The organism is Halomonas sp. 3H (assembly GCF_024206005.1).
Lineage (GTDB): Bacteria > Pseudomonadota > Gammaproteobacteria > Pseudomonadales > Halomonadaceae > Halomonas > Halomonas campaniensis.
Genome location: NZ_CP100360.1, coordinates 1,764,887 through 1,784,051, shown reverse-complemented (window position 1 = coordinate 1,784,051; position 19,165 = coordinate 1,764,887). Strand labels below are relative to the sequence as shown.

The window sequence follows — 19,165 nt, the reverse complement described above, 5'->3', positions numbered from 1 at the left end:
GCCAGATACTGGATATATGAACAGCTTATTCCGACTGGCCAAATGCTGCAAACCCCGCAGTGCTATCGCACTGCCCGCTTACCTCCCCGCCCGAGTGGGCGAGGGTTCACGCGGATTTTTGCTGAACCGTACACCCCCATTCGGAGCAATCGATGACCACCATCACCCAAGTCGAGGTCCAGGACATCCGCTTCCCGACCTCCCGCTCGCTGGACGGCTCGGACGCCATGAACGCCGCGCCCGACTACTCCGCCACCTACGTGATCCTCCACGTCGACGACGGGGGACCCGAGGGCCACGGCCTGACCTTCACCATCGGTCGCGGCAACGAGATCGTCGTCACCGCGGTGCGCTCGCTGGCACCGCTGGTCGAGGGGCGCTCCCTGGCCGCCATCACCGAGAACATGGGCGCCTTCTGGCGGGAGTTCACCGGGGACAGCCAGCTGCGCTGGATCGGCCCCGACAAGGGCGCCATCCACCTGGCCACCGCGGCCATCGTCAACGCCCTCTGGGACCTGTGGGCCAAGCGCGAGGGCAAGCCGGTGTGGAAGTTGCTGGCCGACATGACCCCGGAGCAGCTGGTGCGCTGCCTCGACTTCCGCTTCGTCACCGACGCCCTGACCCCGCAGGAGGCGATCGCGCTGCTTCGCCGGCAGCAGGCCGGTAAGGCCGACCGCGAGGCCGAGATGCGCCGCGACGGCTACCCCGGCTACACCACCTCTGCGGGCTGGCTCGGCTATGACGACGACAAGGTGCGGCGCCTCGCCCGCGAGGCCCTGGCCCAGGGCTGGACCCACTTCAAGCAGAAGATCGGTGGCAACCTTGAGGAAGATGCTAGCCGCGCCGCGCTGCTGCGCGAGGAGATCGGCTGGGACAACGTGCTGATGATGGATGCCAACCAGGTGTGGGAGGTCGACGAGACGGTGGCGAAGATGCGCCGTCTGGCCGAGTTCGACCCGCTGTGGATCGAGGAGCCCACCAGCCCCGATGACATCCTCGGCCACGCCGAGATCCGCCACCGCGTGGCCCCCATCGGCGTGGCCAGCGGCGAGCACTGCCACAACAAGGTGATGTTCAAGCAGTTCTTCCAGGCCGAGGCGCTGGACTACTGCCAGCTCGATGCCGCCCGCCTCGGCGGGCTCAACGAGGTGATCCTGGTGATGCTGATGGCCGCCAAGTTCGGCGTGCCGGTCTGCCCCCACGGCGGCGGCGTGGGCCTGTGCGAATACACCCAGCACCTCTCGCTGTTCGACTACATCGCCGTCTCCGGCAGCCTCGAGGGGCGCGTGCTGGAGTATGTCGACCACCTCCACGAGCACTTCCTCGATCCGGTGGTGATCGAGCGCGGTCGATACCGGGTCCCCGAAGCGCCGGGCTACAGCATCACCATGAGCCCCGACGCCCTGGCCCAGCACCGCTTCCCCGACGGTGCCGCCTGGCAGGAGGAGGCGTGACATGGACCACCCGAGCCCGCACGCAGACCTGCTCGATGCCCTGCACCAGCGCCTGGGGGAGCGCGGCCTGCTGCGCGACCCCGCGGCCATGGCCCGCTACCTGAGCGACTGGGCGGGGGAGCGCCTGGGCCTGCCGCTGGCGGTGGCACGCCCCGCCTCTACCGCAGAGGTGGCCGAGACGGTGCGACTCTGCCAGGCCCACGGCGTGGCCATGACGCCCCAGGGCGGCCACAGCGGCCTGGTGGCCGGCGCCCTGCCCGCCGCCGGCGGCGGCGAGCTGGTGATCAGCCTGGAGCGCCTGGACCGGATCCGCGACATCGACCCGGTCAACTTCACCATGACGGTGGACGCCGGCTGCATCCTGGAGACCGTCAAGCAGGCGGCCGCCGAGCATGACTGCGACTTCCCGCTCTCGCTGGGCGCCCAGGGCAGCTGCCAGATCGGTGGCAACATCGCCACCAACGCCGGCGGCCTCAACGTGCTGCGCCACGGCATGATGCGTCAGCTGGTGCTGGGGCTGGAGGTGGTACTCCCCGACGGCCGGGTCTGGGACGGCCTGACCGCCCTGCACAAGGACAACCGCGGCTATGCCCTCGCCCAGCTGTTCCTCGGCAGCGAGGGGACGCTGGGTATCGTCACCGGCGCGGTGCTCAAGCTCTCGCCCCGCGCCATTCAGAGCCGCACGGCACTGCTCGGGCTGCCCTCGGTGGAAGCGGTGATCGCCCTCTACGGCCAGGCGCGGCGCGAGTGCTGCGACCTGCTCAGCGCCTTCGAGCTGATCCCCCGGCGCTGCCTGGAGCTCGCCATGGAGGCCACCCCCGAGCTGACCGATCCGCTGGACGCACCCCACCCCTGGTACGTGTTGATGGAGGTCAGTGCAAGCGGCGCCCTGGACCTGGACGCCATGCTCGAGGGGCTGCTGGCCCACGGCATGGAGGCCGACCTGATCAGGGACGGCGCACTGGCCTCTAGCGACGCCCAGGCGGCAAGGCTATGGCTGTTCCGCGAGAGCATGCTGGAGGGACAGCGGCGGCGCGGCGAACACCTGCGCACCGATATCTCGGTGCCCATCTCGGCGATCCCTGACTTCGTGACGCGGGCCAGCCGAGCGATCCATGAACGCTCCCCCGACTGCGAGATCATCGCCTACGGCCACGTCGGCGACGGCAACCTGCACTTCAACATCCTGCCGCCGGCGGGGATGGCCGAAGCGCAGAAGAAGGCACACCTCCACGACCTAGAGACCCGGCTGTTCGAGATCCTCGATGAGTTCGGCGGCAGCCTCAGCGCCGAGCATGGCATCGGCCGCACCAAGCAGGCCGCCTACCTGGCGCGTCTCTCGCCGGTGGAGCGGGAACTGGTGGAGGGCATCAAGGCACTGTTCGACCCGGCCGGGCTGATGAACCCGGGCCGGATATTGCCCGACAGGCAGTGACTGGCCTCGCCCGGAAAGGAGCGAGGCAGGAAGGCGTCAGGCCGGGTGAAACCACCCGGTCTGGGTACGGAGTGGCGGCATCGGCATGCCGTGGCCTTGTCTCAGTGGGAGTGTCGCGGCACCTGCGCTCCCCGCTTGCCCACCAGGAAGTCGAAGTCGCAGCCCTCGTCAGCCTGCAGCACGTGCTCGATATAGAGCTGTCGGTAGCCGCCCTGACGGGCGATCAGCCGGGATTCCTCGGTCGGGTCGCGCTCGGCCAGGCGAGCGGCGATCTCATCGTCGCTCACCTCCAGGTGCAACCGTCCCGTCTCGCAGTCCAGTTCGATCCAGTCACCGTCGCGAACCGCCGCCAGGGGGCCACCGGCAGCGGCCTCCGGGGCCACGTGCAGCACCACGGTGCCGTAGGCAGTGCCGCTCATGCGCGCATCCGAGATGCGCACCATGTCGGTGACCCCTTGCTCGAGCAGCTTGGACGGCAATCCCATGTTGCCCACTTCGGCCATCCCCTGGTAGCCCCGCGGGCCGCAGTTGCGCAGCACCAGGATACTGTCGGCGGTCACCGCCAGGTCGGGATCGTCGATACGGGCCTTGTAGTCGTCAAAGTCCTGGAACACCACTGCCTGGCCGCGGTGCTTCATCAGCTCAGGAGTCGCCGCAGACGGCTTGAGCACCGCGCCGTTGGGCGCCAGATTGCCACGCAGGATGCTCATGCTGCCGTCGGCACAGAGCGGCGTGTCGAGAGGACGCACCACCTCATCGTTGTAGATCGGCGCCTCCCGGACATTGTCCCAGAGCGACTGTCCGTTGACGGTCAATGCGCCGGGGTGCGGTAGGCGCCCCGCCTCGCCGAGCCGACGCAGCACGGCCGGCAATCCGCCCGCATAGTAGAAGTCCTCCATCAGGAAACGGCCGGAGGGCTGGAGGTCAACGATAGTCGGTGTCCCGCGGCCAATCTGTGTCCAGTCCTCGAGGGCAAGGTCGACCCCGATGCGCCCGGCGATCGCCTTGAGGTGGATCACCGCATTGGTGGAACCGCCAATGGCCGCATTGACGCGGATGGCATTCTCGAACGCCTCGCGAGTCAGCACCCGCGACAGGTCGAGTCCCTCTTCCACCATCTCGACGATACGCATGCCCGAAAGATGAGCCAGCACGTAGCGACGGGAGTCGACCGCCGGAATGGCCGCATTGTGCGGCAGGGAAGTCCCTAGTGCCTCGGCCATGGAGGCCATGGTGGAAGCCGTTCCCATGGTGTTGCAGGTTCCCGCGGACCGCGACATGCCGGCCTCGGCCGCCATGAAATCGTGCAGCGAGATCCGGCCGGCCTTGACGTCCTCGGAGAGCTGCCAGACCACGGTGCCGGAACCGATGTCCTTGCCCTGGTGCTTGCCGTTGAGCATCGGCCCACCGCTGACCACGATGGTGGGAATATCGCAGGATGCCGCCCCCATCAGCAATGCCGGGGTGGTCTTGTCGCACCCCACCAGCAGCACGACCGCATCAACAGGATTACCGCGGATCGCCTCCTCCACGTCCATGCTGGCGAGGTTACGGGTGAACATCGCCGTCGGCCTCAGGTTGGACTCGCCGTTGGAGAACACCGGGAACTCGACGGGAAAGCCCCCCGCTTCCAGCACCCCCTTCTTGACGTGCTCCGCGAGTTTGCGGAAGTGGGCATTGCAGGGGGTCAGCTCCGACCAGGTATTGCAGATACCGATGATCGGCTTGCCCTGGAATTCGTGGTCGGGAATGCCCTGATTGCGCATCCAGCTGCGGTACATGAAGCCGTTCTTGTCGTTGGTGCCGAACCACTCGGCCGAGCGCAGCGGGCGCCGATCATTCTTGTTGTTGGGTGACATGGGAATTGCTCCTGTTCGTGCCGCCGGGGGAGTCTCGGATGGCGGCCTCGGGTTCCTGACCCGATCGACAGTAAGGCCTGGAGCGGGAATTAGTCGATACATACGAAAGTTTATGTTGAACAAATACAGCCTATGTTCGACATTTCACTGACACCCCCGTCCCGATCACGAGGCAGCCCCATGACACAGCGCGTCAAGGTCGCCATCATCGGCTCCGGCAATATCGGCACCGACCTGATGATCAAGATCCTTCGCCACGGCGAGCACCTGGAGATGGGCGCCATGGTCGGCATCGATCCAGCCTCCGATGGCCTGTCTCGCGCCAGGGCGCTCGGCGTGCCCGCCACCGCCGAAGGCATCGACGGGCTGCTGGCCATGCCCGGCTTCGACGAGATCAGGATCGCCTTCGACGCCACCTCGGCGGCGAGCCACCCGCATCACAGCGCGCTTCTCGAGGCACACGGCGTCAAGGTCATCGATCTGACCCCGGCGGCCATCGGCCCCTACGTGGTCCCGCCGATCAACCTGGACGCTCATCTCGACGCTCCCAACCTCAACATGGTGACCTGCGGCGGCCAGGCCACCATCCCCATGGTCGCCGCGGTCTCCCGGGTGACCCCCGTGCACTATGCGGAGATCGTCGCCTCCATCGCCAGCCGGTCGGCCGGCCCCGGCACCCGAGCCAATATCGACGAGTTCACCGAAACAACCGCCAGGGCTATCGAGGCGTGCGGCGGGGCACAACGCGGCAAGGCGATCATCATCCTCAACCCGGCCGAGCCACCGCTGCTGATGCGCGACTCCATCTTCGTGCTCTCCCGACCCGCTGACCGCGGCGCCATTGAGGCCTCCGTAGAGGCGATGGCCCGCACGGTGCAGCAGTACGTTCCCGGCTACCGCCTCAAGCAACGGGTCCAGTTCGAGGAGATTCCGGAGTCAGCACCGCTGACGATAGAGGGCATCGGCCGCGTCAGCGGACTCAAGACCTCCATCTATCTGGAAATCGAGGGGGCGGCTCACTACCTGCCCGCCTACGCCGGCAACCTGGACATCATGACCTCTGCCGCCAAGGCCTGCGCCGAGCGCCTCGCCGAGACCCGCCTGCTGGGCACCACCGTCTGAGGTGAACCGCCATGACATCCCCTACCCGCATCGACAAGACGCTCTATATCTCCGATGTCACCCTGCGTGATGGCAGCCATGCGGTTCGCCACCAATACAGCCTCGATGATGTCAGGCGCATCGCCCGTGCCCTGGACGAGGCCCGGGTCGACTCCATCGAGGTCGCCCACGGCGATGGTCTCCAGGGATCAAGCTTCAACTACGGCTTCGGTGCCCATACCGATCTCGCCTGGATCGAGGCAGCGGCCGAGGTGGTCGAGCATGCCCTCATCACCACCCTGCTGTTGCCGGGGATCGGCACCGTGCATGACCTTGACGCCGCCTATGGCGCCGGGGCCCGGGGGGCGCGCATCGCCACCCACTGCACCGAGGCCGACGTCTCCCGACAGCATATCGAGCACGCCCGCAAGCTCGGCATGGACACCGTCGGCTTCCTGATGATGAGCCACATGCAGACGCCCGAGGGCCTGGCCGAGCAGGCCAGGCTGATGGAGCAGTTCGGGGCCCAGACCATCTACGTGGTCGACTCCGGCGGCGCGCTGACCATGGACGGCGTGCGAGACCGCTTCCGAGCGCTCAAGGACGCTCTCGACCCGGCGACCCGAACCGGCATGCATGCCCACCACAACCTGGGCCTGGGGGTGGCCAACTCCATCGTCGCCGTGGAGGAAGGCTGCGACAGGGTCGACGCCAGCCTGGCCGGCATGGGTGCCGGGGCAGGCAATGCCCCGCTGGAGGTGTTCATCGCCAACGCCGACCGCCTCGGCTGGCGCCATGGCTGTGACCTCTACACCCTGATGGACGCCGCCGACGACATCGTGCGCCCGCTGCAGGACCGCCCGGTGCGGGTCGACCGCGAGACCCTGGCACTGGGCTATGCCGGCGTCTACTCCAGCTTCCTGCGCCACGCCGAGGCGGCCGCCGAGCGCTACGGCTTGAGGACCGTCGATATCCTGGTGGAGCTCGGTCGGCGCAGGATGGTCGGCGGCCAGGAGGACATGATCGTCGACGTTGCCCTGGACATGACCCGGGCATGAGTCACCGGCAAGACACCTGGCTGCCGTCCGCCGGACGACAGTCAGACCACCGAGGCCCAGGCCTCATCACCGCTGAATGTCACAACCACTAACGCCACAGCGACCGTTACAACAACAATCGAGGACATTGCCATGACCCAACGCTTCGCACGCCGCGCCCTCACCGCCGCCATCGGCGGCATCATCGCCACCGCGCTGATCCTCCCGGCACAGGCCGCCACCGAGGTCAACGTCGGCTACGCCATTCCCAGCGAATCCCACTACGGCGAAGGTTATCGCGCCTTCAAGGAGACCCTCGAGCAGCTCTCCGGCGGCGAGTTCACCGCCGCCGAGCACCCCAGCGGCTCGCTGGGCGGCGAGCGCGCCATGATCGAGGGCCTGCAGATCGGTACCGTGGACGTGGTCATTACCTCCACCGGCCCGCTGGGCAACTTCGTGCCCGACACCTATGTGCTCGACCTGCCGTTCCTGTTCACCAGCTACGACCAGGCCCGCTGCGTGCTCGATGGCGAGATCGGCCAGGAGCTGCTCGGGCAGATGGGCGAGCACGACCTGGTCGGCCTGGCATGGGCCGAGAACGGCTTTCGCCACATCACCAACAGCCGCCGCGAGATCACCGAGCCTGGCGACGTCAGCGGCCTGAAGATCCGCACCATGGAGAACCGCATCCACCAGGACGCCTTCGAGACCCTGGGCGCCAGTCCCACCCCGATGGCCATGCCGGAGCTGTTCACCGCCCTGCAGCAGGGCACCGTGGACGGCCAGGAGAACCCGCTGACGGTGATCACGGCGGCCAAGCTCTACGAGGTGCAGGACCAGCTGTCGCTGACCGGGCACGTCTACTCGCCGGCGGTGATCCTCGGCTCGCCGGTGCTGCTCGACGGGCTCAGCGACGAGCAGCGCGGCTGGTTCATGGAAGCCGCTCGCGCCGGCGCCGAGGCGACCCGTGCCGAGGTCTCGCGGCTGGAGGACGAGGGCGTGGAGTTCCTGCGCGGTGAGGGCATGACCGTCAACACCGAGGTCGATGCGACGCCGTTCCAGGACGCCGTGGATGCGGTGCATGAGCGCTTCGTCGAGCAGTATGGCGACGCCATGCTGAACCGTATCCGCAACAGCGACTGCTGAGCCGCCCGCCCATGGGCCGGTCATCCATGGCCGGCCCTCGCATCGAACGAGACCCGACATGCGACTGATCCAGTGTGACCATCAGGGCCAGGTACGTGCCGCCCTGGTCGAGAATGACGAGCAGGTCAGACTGCTCGAGGACAGCACCTACCAGCTGGCCCGACGTGCCATTGCCAGCGGCCAGCCGCTGGCAGCCGTCGTCGAGGCGGCACTCACCGATACCCGCCTCGACTATCAGTCACTGGTCGACGAGCGGCGCCTGCTGCCACCGCTCACCCACCCTGACCCGGCCCATTGCCTGGTCACCGGTACCGGCCTCACCCATCTGGGCAGCGCCGATACCCGCGATGCCATGCACGCCCAGACCCAGGTCGAGGAGAGCCAGCTCACCGACTCAATGCGCATGTTCCGACTGGGGCTCGAGGGCGGCAAGCCGGAAAGGGACCAGGAAGGCGCCCAGCCGGAGTGGTTCTACAAGGGCGACGGCAGCAGCGTGGTGGCACCGGAGGCCGACATCCCGGTGCCCGCCTTCGCCGAGGATGCCGGCGAGGAGCCGGAGCTGGCCGGGCTCTACGTGGTTGCCGACGACGGCACCCCCTGGCGGGTCGGTCACGCCATCGGCAACGAATTCTCCGACCACGTCACCGAGCGCTTCAACTACCTCTGGCTGGCCCACTCCAAGCTGCGCGCCTGCAGCTTCGGCCCGGAACTGCTGGTCGGCGAACTCCCCGCTCACCTGGAGGGGGGGAGCCGGATCGTCCGCGACGGCGCGACACTCTGGGAGAAACCCTTTCTCACCGGCGAGGCCAACATGGCCCACAGCCTCGCCAACCTGGAGCACCACCACTTCAAGTACGCCAATTTCCGCCGTCCGGGAGACGTCCACGTGCACTTCTTCGGCACGGCTACCCTGAGCTTCGCCGACGACATTCGCACCCGCGACGGCGACCGCTTCGAGATCTCCCTGCCCGCCTTCGGCCGCCCACTGCGCAACCCGCTTCGCTTCGAGACGTCGATGCCGGACACCCGAATCAAGGCGCTCTGAGGCAACTCTCTGACGCAGAAGCACATGATACCTGGAGGCACCATGCAAGAACCTCGGACCATCGGCTTCATCGGCACCGGCATCATGGGAGGCCCCATGGCCCGGCGCCTGATCGACGCAGGGCATGATGTCCGCGCGTGGAACCGCACCGCCGCCAAGGCGGCGTCTCTGGGCGCCACGCCGGCAGAAAGCCCAGCGGCGGCGGCCACTGGCGCCGAGGTCGTGATCGTGATGCTGAGCTCGGGGCCGGTCTGTGATGAGGTGATCCTGGGCGAGCACGGCGTGCTCGACGCCATGCCGGCGGACAGCCTGCTGATCGTGATGAGTTCCATTCCGGTGGAGACCGCTCGCCACCAGGCCCGTGCCGCCGGCGAGCGCCACGTCCACTACCTGGACGCCCCGGTGTCGGGCGGCGAACGAGGCGCTATCGACGGAAGCCTGGCGATCATGGCCGGAGGGGACGAGGCAACCTTCGCGCGGGCCCTGCCCTTCCTCGAGCCCCTCGGGCGACCGGTGCGGATCGGCCCGGCAGGCAGCGGGCAGCTTGCCAAGCTGGTCAACCAGCTGGTGGTGGCCAGCACCATCGCCACCGTCTCCGAAGCCATGCTGCTGGCCGAGCGCGGCGGTGCCGACCCGGCCCGAGTGCGCGAGGCCCTGCTCGGCGGCTTTGCCGACTCGACGATCCTGCGCGCCCATGGACAGCGGATGATCGAGCAGGACTTCGCCCCCGGCGGTCCGGCCAAGTGGCAGCTCAAGGACACCCGCACCGCGCTGTCGATGGCGGACTCGCTCGACCTGGAGCTGCCCGTGGCGACACTGGTCAACCAGCTGTTCGAGGACATGGTCGCCAACGGCGACGGCGAACTGGATCACAGCGCCCTGATCCTCGAGCTCCGGCGCCGCAACGCCCTGTCCGGTTGACCCACCACCCCGTCCATGGCAGCTTGCCCGAATTCCTCTCGAGAGCCTCCCGTGAAAGCGACCGCCAAGCACGCCCCCCGTCCCAGCATCAGCGAGTACCTGGCCGAGGCCATCTTCTCGGGGCACTATCGACCGGGGGACTTCGTGCCCAGGGAACTCGACCTCTGCGAGCAGTTCAGCCTCAACCGCTCGGCGGTACGCAGCGACCTGCGACAGCTGGTGGATGCCGGCATCATCGAGCGGATCTCGGGCCACGGCTCCAAGGTTCGGGAGTTTGCCGACTGGCGAATTCTCGATCCCACCGTCACCGAGTGGATGACCCGCTACGCGGCGCCTAACCCCATGATCCAGCGAGAGATCCTCTCCTTTCGCCTGGACGTGGAACCCTATGTGGCGATGACTGCTGCCCATCGCGCCACGGCCCGCGATCTGGTCGCCCTGGAAGAGGCCCTGGAAGGCATGAAGCGCCATCTCCAGCATGGCGACAGCGAGGAAGAGCGGCGCCTCCACAGCGACCACGACGTCGCCTTCCACGCCGCCATCTTCAAGGCGACCCACAACATCGTCTGGTCACAGCTCTCGCATATCCTGCGCCCCTCCATCTACCTGCTGATCTCGATGTCCAACGTCAGCACCGAAGAGCCCGAGGAGAGCCTGGAGCGGCACCGGGTACTGATGGAGCACATCCGGGCCCGGCAGCCCCACGAGGCCTTCCGCGCCGCCCAGGCGATCCTCGACGGCACCGCCAAGGCGCTGGGCATCGAAGCCGGAGAGAGCACACTGGGCAAGCAACTGACGATGGGGTGAAGCCTGGACACAGCCACTACTCGGTCTGTGCCGCCGGTAGCACACGGCGTTCAAGCCGCCGCTCGTAGAGCCCCTTGGCAACCAGCGTCACCAGCACCACACAGCCTCCCACCATGGCCAGGGCCGTCGGCTGCTCGGCAATGATCCACCAGGCCAGAAAGGTCCCCGCCACCACCTCGAGCAGCAGCAGCAGCCCTACCTCAGCGGCGGGAAGGTAGAGAGGACCACGCTGCAGCAGTGTCACCCCGCACGGCACGATGACCAGGCAGAGCACCCCCACCACCGCCAGCTGACTCGGCGCCGGCAGCGTAACCCCACCGCCCATCATCAGCACCAGGGTGGCGCCGCTCCCGACGATCAGTCCGTTGAAGGTGAGCATCGGACTCATGTCCACCCCCGGCCGGGTGCGGCACAGGGTGAAATTGAGCGCCAGGGTCGTCGCCGCCAGCAGAGCAAAGGCATTGCCCACCCAGGAACCCGCATCGATATCGTCAATAACAATCAGGGCAATGCCGCCAAGGCATATCCAGATCGCGGCCCACGTACGCCGGGGCAGGCGCTCCCTGAGAATCAACCAGGAGAGGGCCGCGGCGATCAGGGGCGAGGTGGCCAGTATCAGGAGCACGTTGCCTGCTCTGGTGTACTGGTTGCCCAACACAAAGCCACAGGTAGTCAGGCTGAAGAGCAGCGCCACGGCGATACCGATGCCGCCGCAGCGACGATAGGCCGCCAGGGTGCCGCGACCATGGCGAGCAAGCACGATCAGCAGGAAGCCGAGCGCCGACAGGAAGCCGCGCCACATCAGGATCTCGGCATCGGGTAGGGCCGCCAGCTTGATCAGCAGGGCGTCGGGCGCCATGATCAGCGCCCCAGCCCCGGTCAGCAGCAGCCCCTGCTGCCGGTGAGAAAGTGACTGAAAAGCGTTCATGTCATCCTCCCGCCCTGCAGCCAGCCCTCAGCATCACTCTTCTCCTCCCCCCAGCACCCGTATGACCTCCGGCACCGCCAGTGCCTGGTCGTCGATCGACCCGTAAAGGTCGCGAACCGCGGCCGCTACGCCGCGGGCCACGCCGAGTTCGTCGGTCATGGCATGGTAGTAGCCGATATCCTTGCTGGCATTAGCCACGCTGAAACGGAAACCGGAGGCGTCGCCGGCCTCGATGAAGGGCCTCAGACGCTCGAGGATCACCCCGCCACCGCCGCCCTTGCCCAGCACCTCCAGGAAGGCCGCATCGTCGATGCCGGCATGGCGCGAGGCCACCGTCGCCTCGGCCAGCACCGCCGAGAACCCCAGGGAGACGAAGTTGTGGACCAGCTTGAGGGTATGCCCGGCGCCCACCGTCCCGGCATGGGTAATGTTCTCGGCGAAGCTCTCGAGCAGCGGATGCAGCTCGGTAAACAAGGCCTCGGGCGCGCCCACGATCAGGTTGAGCCGCCCTTCCGCCGCCTCCTTGGGGGTTCGCGTCATGGCCGCGTCCATGAAGCGGCCTCCCGCCTCCTGCACGCGTGCGGCGACCCGCTCGGTGGAGCTCGGCAGTGCCGTGGAACAGTCGACCACCACGCTACCCTCGCGCAGCCCCTCGAGCACACCACCGGGTTCAAACAGCACCGCCTCGACCTGGGGCGAGCCGGTCACGCAGAGGATGATCACCTCGGCGTCATTGGCCACCTCGCGCCCCGAGGCCCTGGCCTCCGCGCCGGCGGCCAGCAGGTCCTCCACCGGTTGGTTGCCGGGGTGGTCCAGAAAACAGAGCCGGTGACCGGCCTTCAGGATGTTGCTGGCGATCCCGTGGCCCATCAGGCCCACGCCGACCATGCCGACACGCAGGGGGTGACTCATCGGATGACTCCACTATCAGGTTGAAGACGGTACGCAATGATGCCAGCCAATGGGCAGGCATCGAGATAACGGTATATAAAGCTCACCCGTGGCGGATCGCCACCGTCTTGATGCGGGTATAGCTCCTCAGGCCCTCGAAGCCCTTCTCGCGGCCATGGCCCGAGCGACCGACACCCCCGAAGGGCAGCTCGACGCCCCCGGCGGCGCCGTAGTTGTTGACGAACACCTGGCCGCTGCGGATGCCCTTGGCCAGGCGCAGCTGCCGCCCGCCATCGCGGGTCCAGACCCCGGCACACAGGCCGAAGTCGGTGGCATTGGCCAGTTCCAGCGCCTCGGCCTCGTCGGCGAAGGTCTGCACTGCCAGCACCGGGCCGAACAGCTCCTCACGCAGCACCTCATGGCCGGCGGGAATATCCGCCAGCACCTGAGGCACCACGAAGTGCCCCCCTGCCGGTGCCCCCTCGGCCAGCTGGCCCTGTGCCACCACCCGGATGCCGTCGGCCAGGGCGCGCTCCAGCCGTGCCTCGAGCTTGTCCCGCTGGCGGGCATTGATCAGGGGCCCGCAATCTGCATCCACCTCGCCGGCATCGCAGCGCAGCGCCGCGAAGCGCTCGGCGAGGCGTGCCAGCACCGACTCTGCACACTCCTGTTGCACCAGCAGGCGGCTGCCGGCGGAGCAGGTCTGGCCGGCGTTCTGGATGATGCCGCGCACCACTGCCTCCAGCGCGGCCTCCATGTCGGCATCGGCGAACAGCAACTGGGGCGACTTGCCGCCCAGTTCCATGGTCACCGGCACGTGCTGCTCCGCTGCCGCTTGCGCCACCCGGGTACCGGTCTCGGGCGAACCGGTGAAGGAGAGATGCTGGATGCCGGGATGGGCGGCAAGCGCTGCCCCGGCCTCGCTGCCCAGCCCCGGCACCACGTTCAGGGCACCGGGCGGCAGTCCATGCTCGACGGCCAGCTCGGCCAGTCGCAGCACACTCAGGCAGGCATCCTCGGCGGGCTTGAGCACCACGGTATTGCCGGCCGCCAGCGCCGCCGCCACGCAGCGGCCGAAGATCTGCGCCGGATAGTTCCACGGGATGATCTGCGCGCAGACGCCATACGGCTCACGCAGGGTCATCACCGCAAAGTCGTTGTCGAAGGGAATCGTCTCGCCATGCAGCTTGTCTGCTGCCCCGCCATAGAAGCGGAAGTAGCGGGCACAGGCCGCGATGTCGCCACGGGCCTGGGTCATCGGCTTGCCGGTATCAGCGCACTCGAGCGCGGCCAGGCCTTCGTGGTCGGCCTCGATGGCCGTGGCGAACGCCAGCAGCCACTCGCTGCGCCGACGCGCGCTCCACGTCGACCAGTCGCCCAGGCGGCCGGAGAAGGCGCGGCCGGCGGCCGCAACAGCCTCGTCGACCTCCTCGGGGCGGCAGCGGGCGATACGGGCCAGGGCCTCGCCACGGGCCGGGGCCTCCACCTCCAGGGTGTCGCGGGTATCGACCCAGGCGCCGCCGATCAGGGCGCCCCGGGGTGGCATGGCGAGTCGTAGCGACATCGTTGCACTCCTTATCGTTGTCTTTGTCACAGCGGATCAATAGAGCAGGTTGACCAGCCCCATGGAGATCCAGGGCATGTAGGTGATCGCCATCAGGCAGGTCAATACCACCAGCACGAAACGCACCAGGTGGGGCAGCATCTGGTCGATCGAGATCCTCGCCACCGCACAGGCGGCGAACAGGTTTACCCCCAGCGGCGGCGTGATCATGCCAAGGGCCAGATTGACCACCATGATCAGCCCGAAATGCACCGGCTGGACCCCGAACTGCATCGCGATCGGCGTCAGGATCGGCGCCAGTACCAGGATCGCCGCCCCGGTCTCGATGAACATCCCCACGCCCAGCAGCAGCACGTTGACCGCCAGCAGGAAGGTCCAGGGGCTGTCGAACACCGTGGTCACCCAGCCGGCCACCTCGCGAGGCAGCCCCGAACGGCTGATCAGGAAGCTGAAGAGCGCCGCGGCGGCGATGATCAGCATGACCGACGCGGTAGAGATCACGCTCTGACGCAGGATGGGGCCCAGGTCGGCCAGGGTCAGCTCGCGGTAGACCAGTCCCCCCACCACCAGGGCATAGAACACCGCCACCGCGGCTGCCTCGGTGGGAGTGAAGACGCCCCCGTAGATGCCGCCGATCACCACCACCGGCATCAGCATGGCGGCCCAGGCACGGCGGAAGGCGACGAGAAACTCGCTGCGATCCTCGCGATCCTGCAAGCCGTAGCCGCGCAACTTGCAGAACACATAGAGAAACACCAGCAGAGCGCCCCCGATCAGCAGCCCCGGACCGATGCCGGCGATGAACAGCTGGCCGATGGAGGTATTGGTGCTGACGCCAAACAGGATCAACGGGATCGATGGCGGAATCAGCACCCCCAGTTCCGCCGATGAGGCCTGAATGGAGGCGGCAAGCGGTTTCGGGTAGCCGTGGCGTACCATGGCCGGAATCAGGATGGCGCCGATGGCAAAGGTCGTGGCCACGCTGGAGCCCGACACCGCAGCGAACATCATGCAGGTCAGCACGCAGGACATGGCCAGGCCGCCCTGCACCCCGCCGACGATGGACTTGGCCAGGTCGACCAGGCGGCTGGAGATGCCACCCCCCGCCATCAGGTTGCCGGCCAGGATGAAAAACGGAATCGCCATCAACGGGAAATGGTCGAGGCCGACGAACATCTGCTGCGGCACCATCAGCAGCGGCAGGTTCGAGAAGTACTCGATACCGATGATCGAGGCCAGCAGGATAGAAACGGCGATCGGCACGCCGACGGCGAACAGGATGATCAACGAGAGCCCGATGGCGAGGTTCATGGGCGAGGCCCTCCCTGGGTGTGGTGCTTAACGTCGGCGGCGGCCTGGTTGGCATCTCCCCCGGGCTTCGCCGGAGACAGGGACAGGCCGGTATCGGTCAACGCTTCCTGTTCGGCGGCCTCGTCATGCTGGGGCCCCAGCCCCTCGCGGCCCGTGATCTGTGCCAGCAGGCGCCCCACCACGGCCACCATGGCCACAGCGCTGCCCGCGGGAATCGCCGCATAGGCCCAGGAGATCGACACCTCCAGCGCCGAGAGGGTCTGGCGGCTGACGCGATCGGTCATCAGGATGCCCTGATAGAAGAGCACGCCGAGCACCAGCAGGCAGCAGGTGCCGATGATCAGTTCGAGCCCCAGCATCGTGCGCCGCGGTACCAGCTTGTAGATCACCTCCACCGCCATCATGTAGCCACCGCGGAAGGTCGCCGCGGCGCCCAGGAACACGCACCAGATCATGGTGGCGCGGGACAGCACCTCCGACCAGGTCGAGGGGGCATTGAAGATAAAGCGGGTCAGTACCTGGTAGAAGCCCAGCGACACCGAGACGATCAGCATCAGTATCGCGATCGCCATCGCCAGCCGGGTCAACCAGAACTCGAAACGGAGAAACCAGGACACCATAGTGTGAGTCCCCAAGTCGGTCGGGGCCGGTCACGCATGACCGGCCCATGGGCAGGCGGCTCAGCAGTCGCTGTTGCGGATACGGGTCAGCATGGCGTCGCCATACTGCTCGACGAATCGCTCATGCACCGCGTCCACGGCGTCCTGGAACGGCGTCGCATCGACCTCGGTGTTGACGGTCATGCCCTCACCGCGCAGGAACTCCACGCCCTCGTCCTCCAGCCGCGAGACCTCGGCACGGGTCGCCTCGGCGCCGGCGCGAGCGGCTTCCATGAACCAGCCGCGCTGCTCGTCGCTGAGCCCGTCGAGCAGCACCGGCGAGCCGAGGATCACCGCCGGCGAGTAGACGTGCCCGGTCAGCGACAGCTGGTCCTGGACCTCGTAGAGCTTGGCCGCCGTGATCACCGTCAGCGGGTTCTCCTGGCCGTCCACGGTGCCCTGCTGCAGGGCGGTGAACAGCTCCGGCATGGCCATCGGGGTGGGGCTGGCGCCCAGCGTCTCGAAGGCGTCCTGGTGGATGCGGTTCTCCATGGTGCGGATCTTCAGGCCGCTGACGTCGCCAGGCTCGGTGATCTCGCGGCGGCTGTTGGTGATGTGGCGAAAGCCGTTCTCGGCCCAGGCCAGGCCGACCAGGTCGTGTTCGCCCATCTGCCCGAGCAGCTCCTGGCCGATCTCGCCGTCGAGCACGCAGCGGGCCTGGTCGTAGCTGGTGAACAGGAACGGCAGGTCGAGCACATAGGTGTCGGGCACGAAGTTGCCCAGCGGGCCGGTGGAGGTGATGACCACGTCCACGGTGCCGATCTGCAGGCCCTCGATCATGGCGCGCTCGCCGCCCAGCGAGCCGCTGGGGTGCTCGGCGGCGGTGAACTCGCCGCCGGAGAGCTGCTCGAGGGTCTCCTTGAAGGCGCGATAACCTTCGCCGTAGTGGGATTCGCTGGGAATGGCGTAGCCGACGTTGACCTCGGTGGCGGCCTGGGCGGGGAGGATCAGCGCGGTGGCGATGATGCCGCCGATGGCGGCGGTGAGGGCGCGGCGTGCGAAGCGTTGGGTCATGGCAATGTCCTCGATTGTTGTTGTAACGGTCGTTGTGGCGGTCGTGGTGATGCGTGGATCATGGGCCGTGCATCCCGCTCGGGAGCAACGGCCCGGCGACATGCCCACCGGTCAGGCCGGGCGGCAAGTTCATGCGCGTTCGGCGAGGTAGGCCTCGACGATCTCGCGGAAGTTGGCATCGCGCTGGAACCCCAGGCGGTCGGCCCTGGCGGTCTCGAAGCGCGCCGGCCAGCTGGCGACGAGGGGGCGGATCCGTTCGTCCGGCTCGTGACGAACCCTGGCCACCGCCTCTTCGCCGGCGACCTCTCGAAGGGTGTCGAGCATCTGCGCCACGCTGACGGTGATCCCGGGCAGCATCAGGGCCCGGAAGGCCCCAAGGGCCTCGCCGGGCACCTCGGCGCCGCGGATGAGGGCCTCGATCACCCGGGTCGGTGACAGCACGAACAGTTCCTGGTCGAGCGGCACCGGGCAGATCGCCTCCTCGCCGTTCAAGGGCTCGCGGAGGATGCTCGAGGCGAAGCTCGACGCCGCGGCATTGGGACGCCCGGGACGGATGACGATGGTCGGCAGGCGCAACACGCGTCCGTCAATCAGGCCGCGGCGACTGTAGTCGTTGATCAGCAGCTCGCACATTGCCTTCTGGGTCCCGTAGGAGGTCTGCGGCTGGACGGCGGTCATGTCATCGAGCACGTCGGGGAGTTCGCCCCCGTAGGCCGCCACGGAGCTGGCCATGACCAGCCGTGTCTCGGCGAGGCCATGCCGGCGGCACCCCTCCAGCAGGGCGCGGGTGGCATCGAAGTTGACCGTCATGCCGAGGTCCAGGTCCGCCTCGGCCGCCGAGCTGACCACCGCCGCCAGGTGGTGGATCACGTCGGGCCGCTCGGCCAGCACGTCATCGAGACCACCCGGCGTGGTGATGTCCACCGCTCGCGAGACGATCTTTATGCCGCCGGCATCGGGGGCGGGCGGCTCCACCTGGTCGATCAGCGTCAGGCGACGAATCGTCCGGCCACCGAGCTCTCCCCGCTCGACCAGCTGCTTGACCAGGCGCTGCCCGAGGAAACCGGCGGCGCCGGTGATGGCGATATGCATGGTGTCTGGCTCCTGTTGTCCTTGTGTGCTTGTTATGCCGCGGCGTTGCTGTGCCGATGCTGTCGGGGCGGCCCGAGGTCAGGCTCCCGAAGAGGCATCACGCAGGCCGTATGCCCTGCCCCACCCCAGCCCCTCGCGGGTGCCGCCGGCCGGGCGATACTCGCAGCCCACCCAGCCGCGATAGCCCAGGGCTTCGAGCCGCTCGAAGACCGCCGGGTAGTGCACCTCGCCGACGTTCGGTTCGTGGCGTTCCGGCACCCCGGCGATCTGCACATGGCCGATCCGCTCGAACTGCCGCTCCAGATGGCGGATCAGGTCTCCCTCCATGATCTGGCAGTGATAGAGGTCGAACTGGAGCCTGAGGTTGTCGGCGCCCACCGCCTCCAGCACAGCCAGGGCATGGGCCTGGCGAGAGAGGAAATAGCGCGGGATGTCGCGGGTGTTGATCGGCTCGATCAGCACCTCGCGCCCCGCCTTGGCCGCCTCGCCGGCGGCGAAGCGCAAGTTGTCCAGATAGGTCGCCTGGTACGCTGCCCGGGTCTCGACATCGGCGTCCGCCGGCAGCAAGCCCGCCATGGCGTGGATGCGCGGGCAGTCGAGCGCCTCGGCATAGCGCAGCGCCTCAACCACCGAGTCGCGAAACTCGGCCTCGCGGCCGGGCAGGCTGGCCAGCCCGCGCTCACCGGCCTCCCAGTCGCCGGGGGGCAGGTTGAACAGCACCTGCTCCAGCCCGGCATCGCGCAGGGCCGCGCCGACCGCCTCGGGCGAGTGGGCATAGGGGAAGAGGTACTCGACGCCGCGGAAGCCGGCATCGGCCGCGGCCGCGAAGCGGTCGAGGAAGTCGTGTTCGTTGAACAGCATGCTGAGGTTGGCGGCCAGTCGTATCATGATCGGGTCCTGT

The 19,165-nt window shown here is 67.7% G+C and carries 17 protein-coding genes; 8 read left to right on the top strand and 9 right to left on the bottom strand.

Annotated features, from left to right (window positions below; all coding sequences use genetic code 11):
- Nucleotides 1-152 precede the first annotated feature (152 nt).
- Together NFC98_RS08275 and NFC98_RS08270 are read left to right on the top strand one after the other, a co-directional pair.
- A complete protein-coding gene (locus NFC98_RS08275) occupies nt 153-1,454 on the top strand; it encodes an L-fuconate dehydratase (RefSeq protein WP_254277607.1) in 1,302 nt (433 codons plus the stop codon).
- 1 nt (nt 1,455) lies between these two features.
- The gene (locus tag NFC98_RS08270) at nt 1,456-2,889 is read left to right on the top strand and encodes an FAD-binding oxidoreductase (protein WP_254277606.1); all 1,434 of its coding nucleotides are present in this window, start codon (nt 1,456-1,458) and stop codon (nt 2,887-2,889) included.
- 101 nt (nt 2,890-2,990) lie between these two features.
- On the opposite strand, the gene NFC98_RS08265 is transcribed toward NFC98_RS08270, so the two are convergent.
- Nucleotides 2,991-4,748 (bottom strand): IlvD/Edd family dehydratase, encoded by a 1,758-nt coding sequence (locus NFC98_RS08265; protein WP_254277605.1) that lies wholly within the window; start codon nt 4,746-4,748, stop codon nt 2,991-2,993.
- A 180-nt stretch (nt 4,749-4,928) separates the two neighbouring features.
- On the opposite strand from NFC98_RS08265, the gene NFC98_RS08260 reads away from it, so the two are divergent.
- The 6 genes from NFC98_RS08260 (at nt 4,929) to NFC98_RS08235 (ending at nt 10,805) form a co-directional block, all read left to right on the top strand.
- Nucleotides 4,929-5,870, top strand: a complete 942-nt coding sequence (locus NFC98_RS08260) for an acetaldehyde dehydrogenase (acetylating) (RefSeq protein ID WP_254277604.1) — start codon at nt 4,929-4,931, stop codon at nt 5,868-5,870.
- Between the two features lie 11 nt (nt 5,871-5,881).
- Nucleotides 5,882-6,907, top strand: coding sequence for a 4-hydroxy-2-oxovalerate aldolase (gene dmpG / locus NFC98_RS08255; protein ID WP_254277603.1), 1,026 nt, complete (start codon nt 5,882-5,884; stop codon nt 6,905-6,907).
- Between the two features lie 132 nt (nt 6,908-7,039).
- On the top strand, nt 7,040-8,032 hold the full coding sequence (locus NFC98_RS08250; RefSeq protein WP_254277602.1) for a TRAP transporter substrate-binding protein: 993 nt from the start codon (nt 7,040-7,042) through the stop codon (nt 8,030-8,032).
- 58 nt (nt 8,033-8,090) lie between these two features.
- Complete coding sequence (araD1, locus tag NFC98_RS08245) at nt 8,091-9,077, top strand: AraD1 family protein (protein ID WP_254277601.1); 987 nt, start codon at nt 8,091-8,093, stop codon at nt 9,075-9,077.
- Between the two features lie 42 nt (nt 9,078-9,119).
- Entirely contained in the window at nt 9,120-9,998 is an 879-nt protein-coding gene (locus tag NFC98_RS08240; RefSeq protein ID WP_254277600.1) for an NAD(P)-dependent oxidoreductase, read from the top strand.
- A 51-nt stretch (nt 9,999-10,049) separates the two neighbouring features.
- Complete coding sequence (locus tag NFC98_RS08235) at nt 10,050-10,805, top strand: FadR/GntR family transcriptional regulator (protein ID WP_254277599.1); 756 nt, start codon at nt 10,050-10,052, stop codon at nt 10,803-10,805.
- Between the two features lie 16 nt (nt 10,806-10,821).
- Here NFC98_RS08235 and NFC98_RS08230 read toward each other — a convergent pair whose 3' ends face one another.
- From NFC98_RS08230 to otnI, 8 genes are all read right to left on the bottom strand, one after another.
- Nucleotides 10,822-11,733: a DMT family transporter gene (locus NFC98_RS08230; protein ID WP_254277598.1), complete on the bottom strand. Its 912-nt coding sequence runs from the start codon at nt 11,731-11,733 to the stop codon at nt 10,822-10,824.
- A 33-nt stretch (nt 11,734-11,766) separates the two neighbouring features.
- On the bottom strand, nt 11,767-12,645 hold the full coding sequence (locus NFC98_RS08225; RefSeq protein ID WP_254277597.1) for an NAD(P)-dependent oxidoreductase: 879 nt from the start codon (nt 12,643-12,645) through the stop codon (nt 11,767-11,769).
- An 82-nt stretch (nt 12,646-12,727) separates the two neighbouring features.
- Nucleotides 12,728-14,188, bottom strand: coding sequence for an aldehyde dehydrogenase family protein (locus tag NFC98_RS08220; RefSeq protein WP_254277596.1), 1,461 nt, complete (start codon nt 14,186-14,188; stop codon nt 12,728-12,730).
- 36 nt (nt 14,189-14,224) lie between these two features.
- Nucleotides 14,225-15,499, bottom strand: coding sequence for a TRAP transporter large permease (locus tag NFC98_RS08215; RefSeq protein WP_254277595.1), 1,275 nt, complete (start codon nt 15,497-15,499; stop codon nt 14,225-14,227).
- Entirely contained in the window at nt 15,496-16,119 is a 624-nt protein-coding gene (locus NFC98_RS08210) for a TRAP transporter small permease (RefSeq protein ID WP_254277594.1), read from the bottom strand. Before NFC98_RS08210 ends, NFC98_RS08215 begins: the two co-directional genes overlap by 4 nt.
- Before the next feature lie 60 nt (nt 16,120-16,179).
- The gene (locus tag NFC98_RS08205; protein ID WP_254277593.1) at nt 16,180-17,172 is read right to left on the bottom strand and encodes a TRAP transporter substrate-binding protein; all 993 of its coding nucleotides are present in this window, start codon (nt 17,170-17,172) and stop codon (nt 16,180-16,182) included.
- 129 nt (nt 17,173-17,301) lie between these two features.
- Complete coding sequence (gene denD / locus NFC98_RS08200; RefSeq protein ID WP_254277592.1) at nt 17,302-18,264, bottom strand: D-erythronate dehydrogenase; 963 nt, start codon at nt 18,262-18,264, stop codon at nt 17,302-17,304.
- A gap of 78 nt (nt 18,265-18,342) precedes the next feature.
- The gene (gene otnI, locus NFC98_RS08195) at nt 18,343-19,152 is read right to left on the bottom strand and encodes a 2-oxo-tetronate isomerase (protein ID WP_254277591.1); all 810 of its coding nucleotides are present in this window, start codon (nt 19,150-19,152) and stop codon (nt 18,343-18,345) included.
- Between the last annotated feature and the right edge of the window lie 13 nt (nt 19,153-19,165).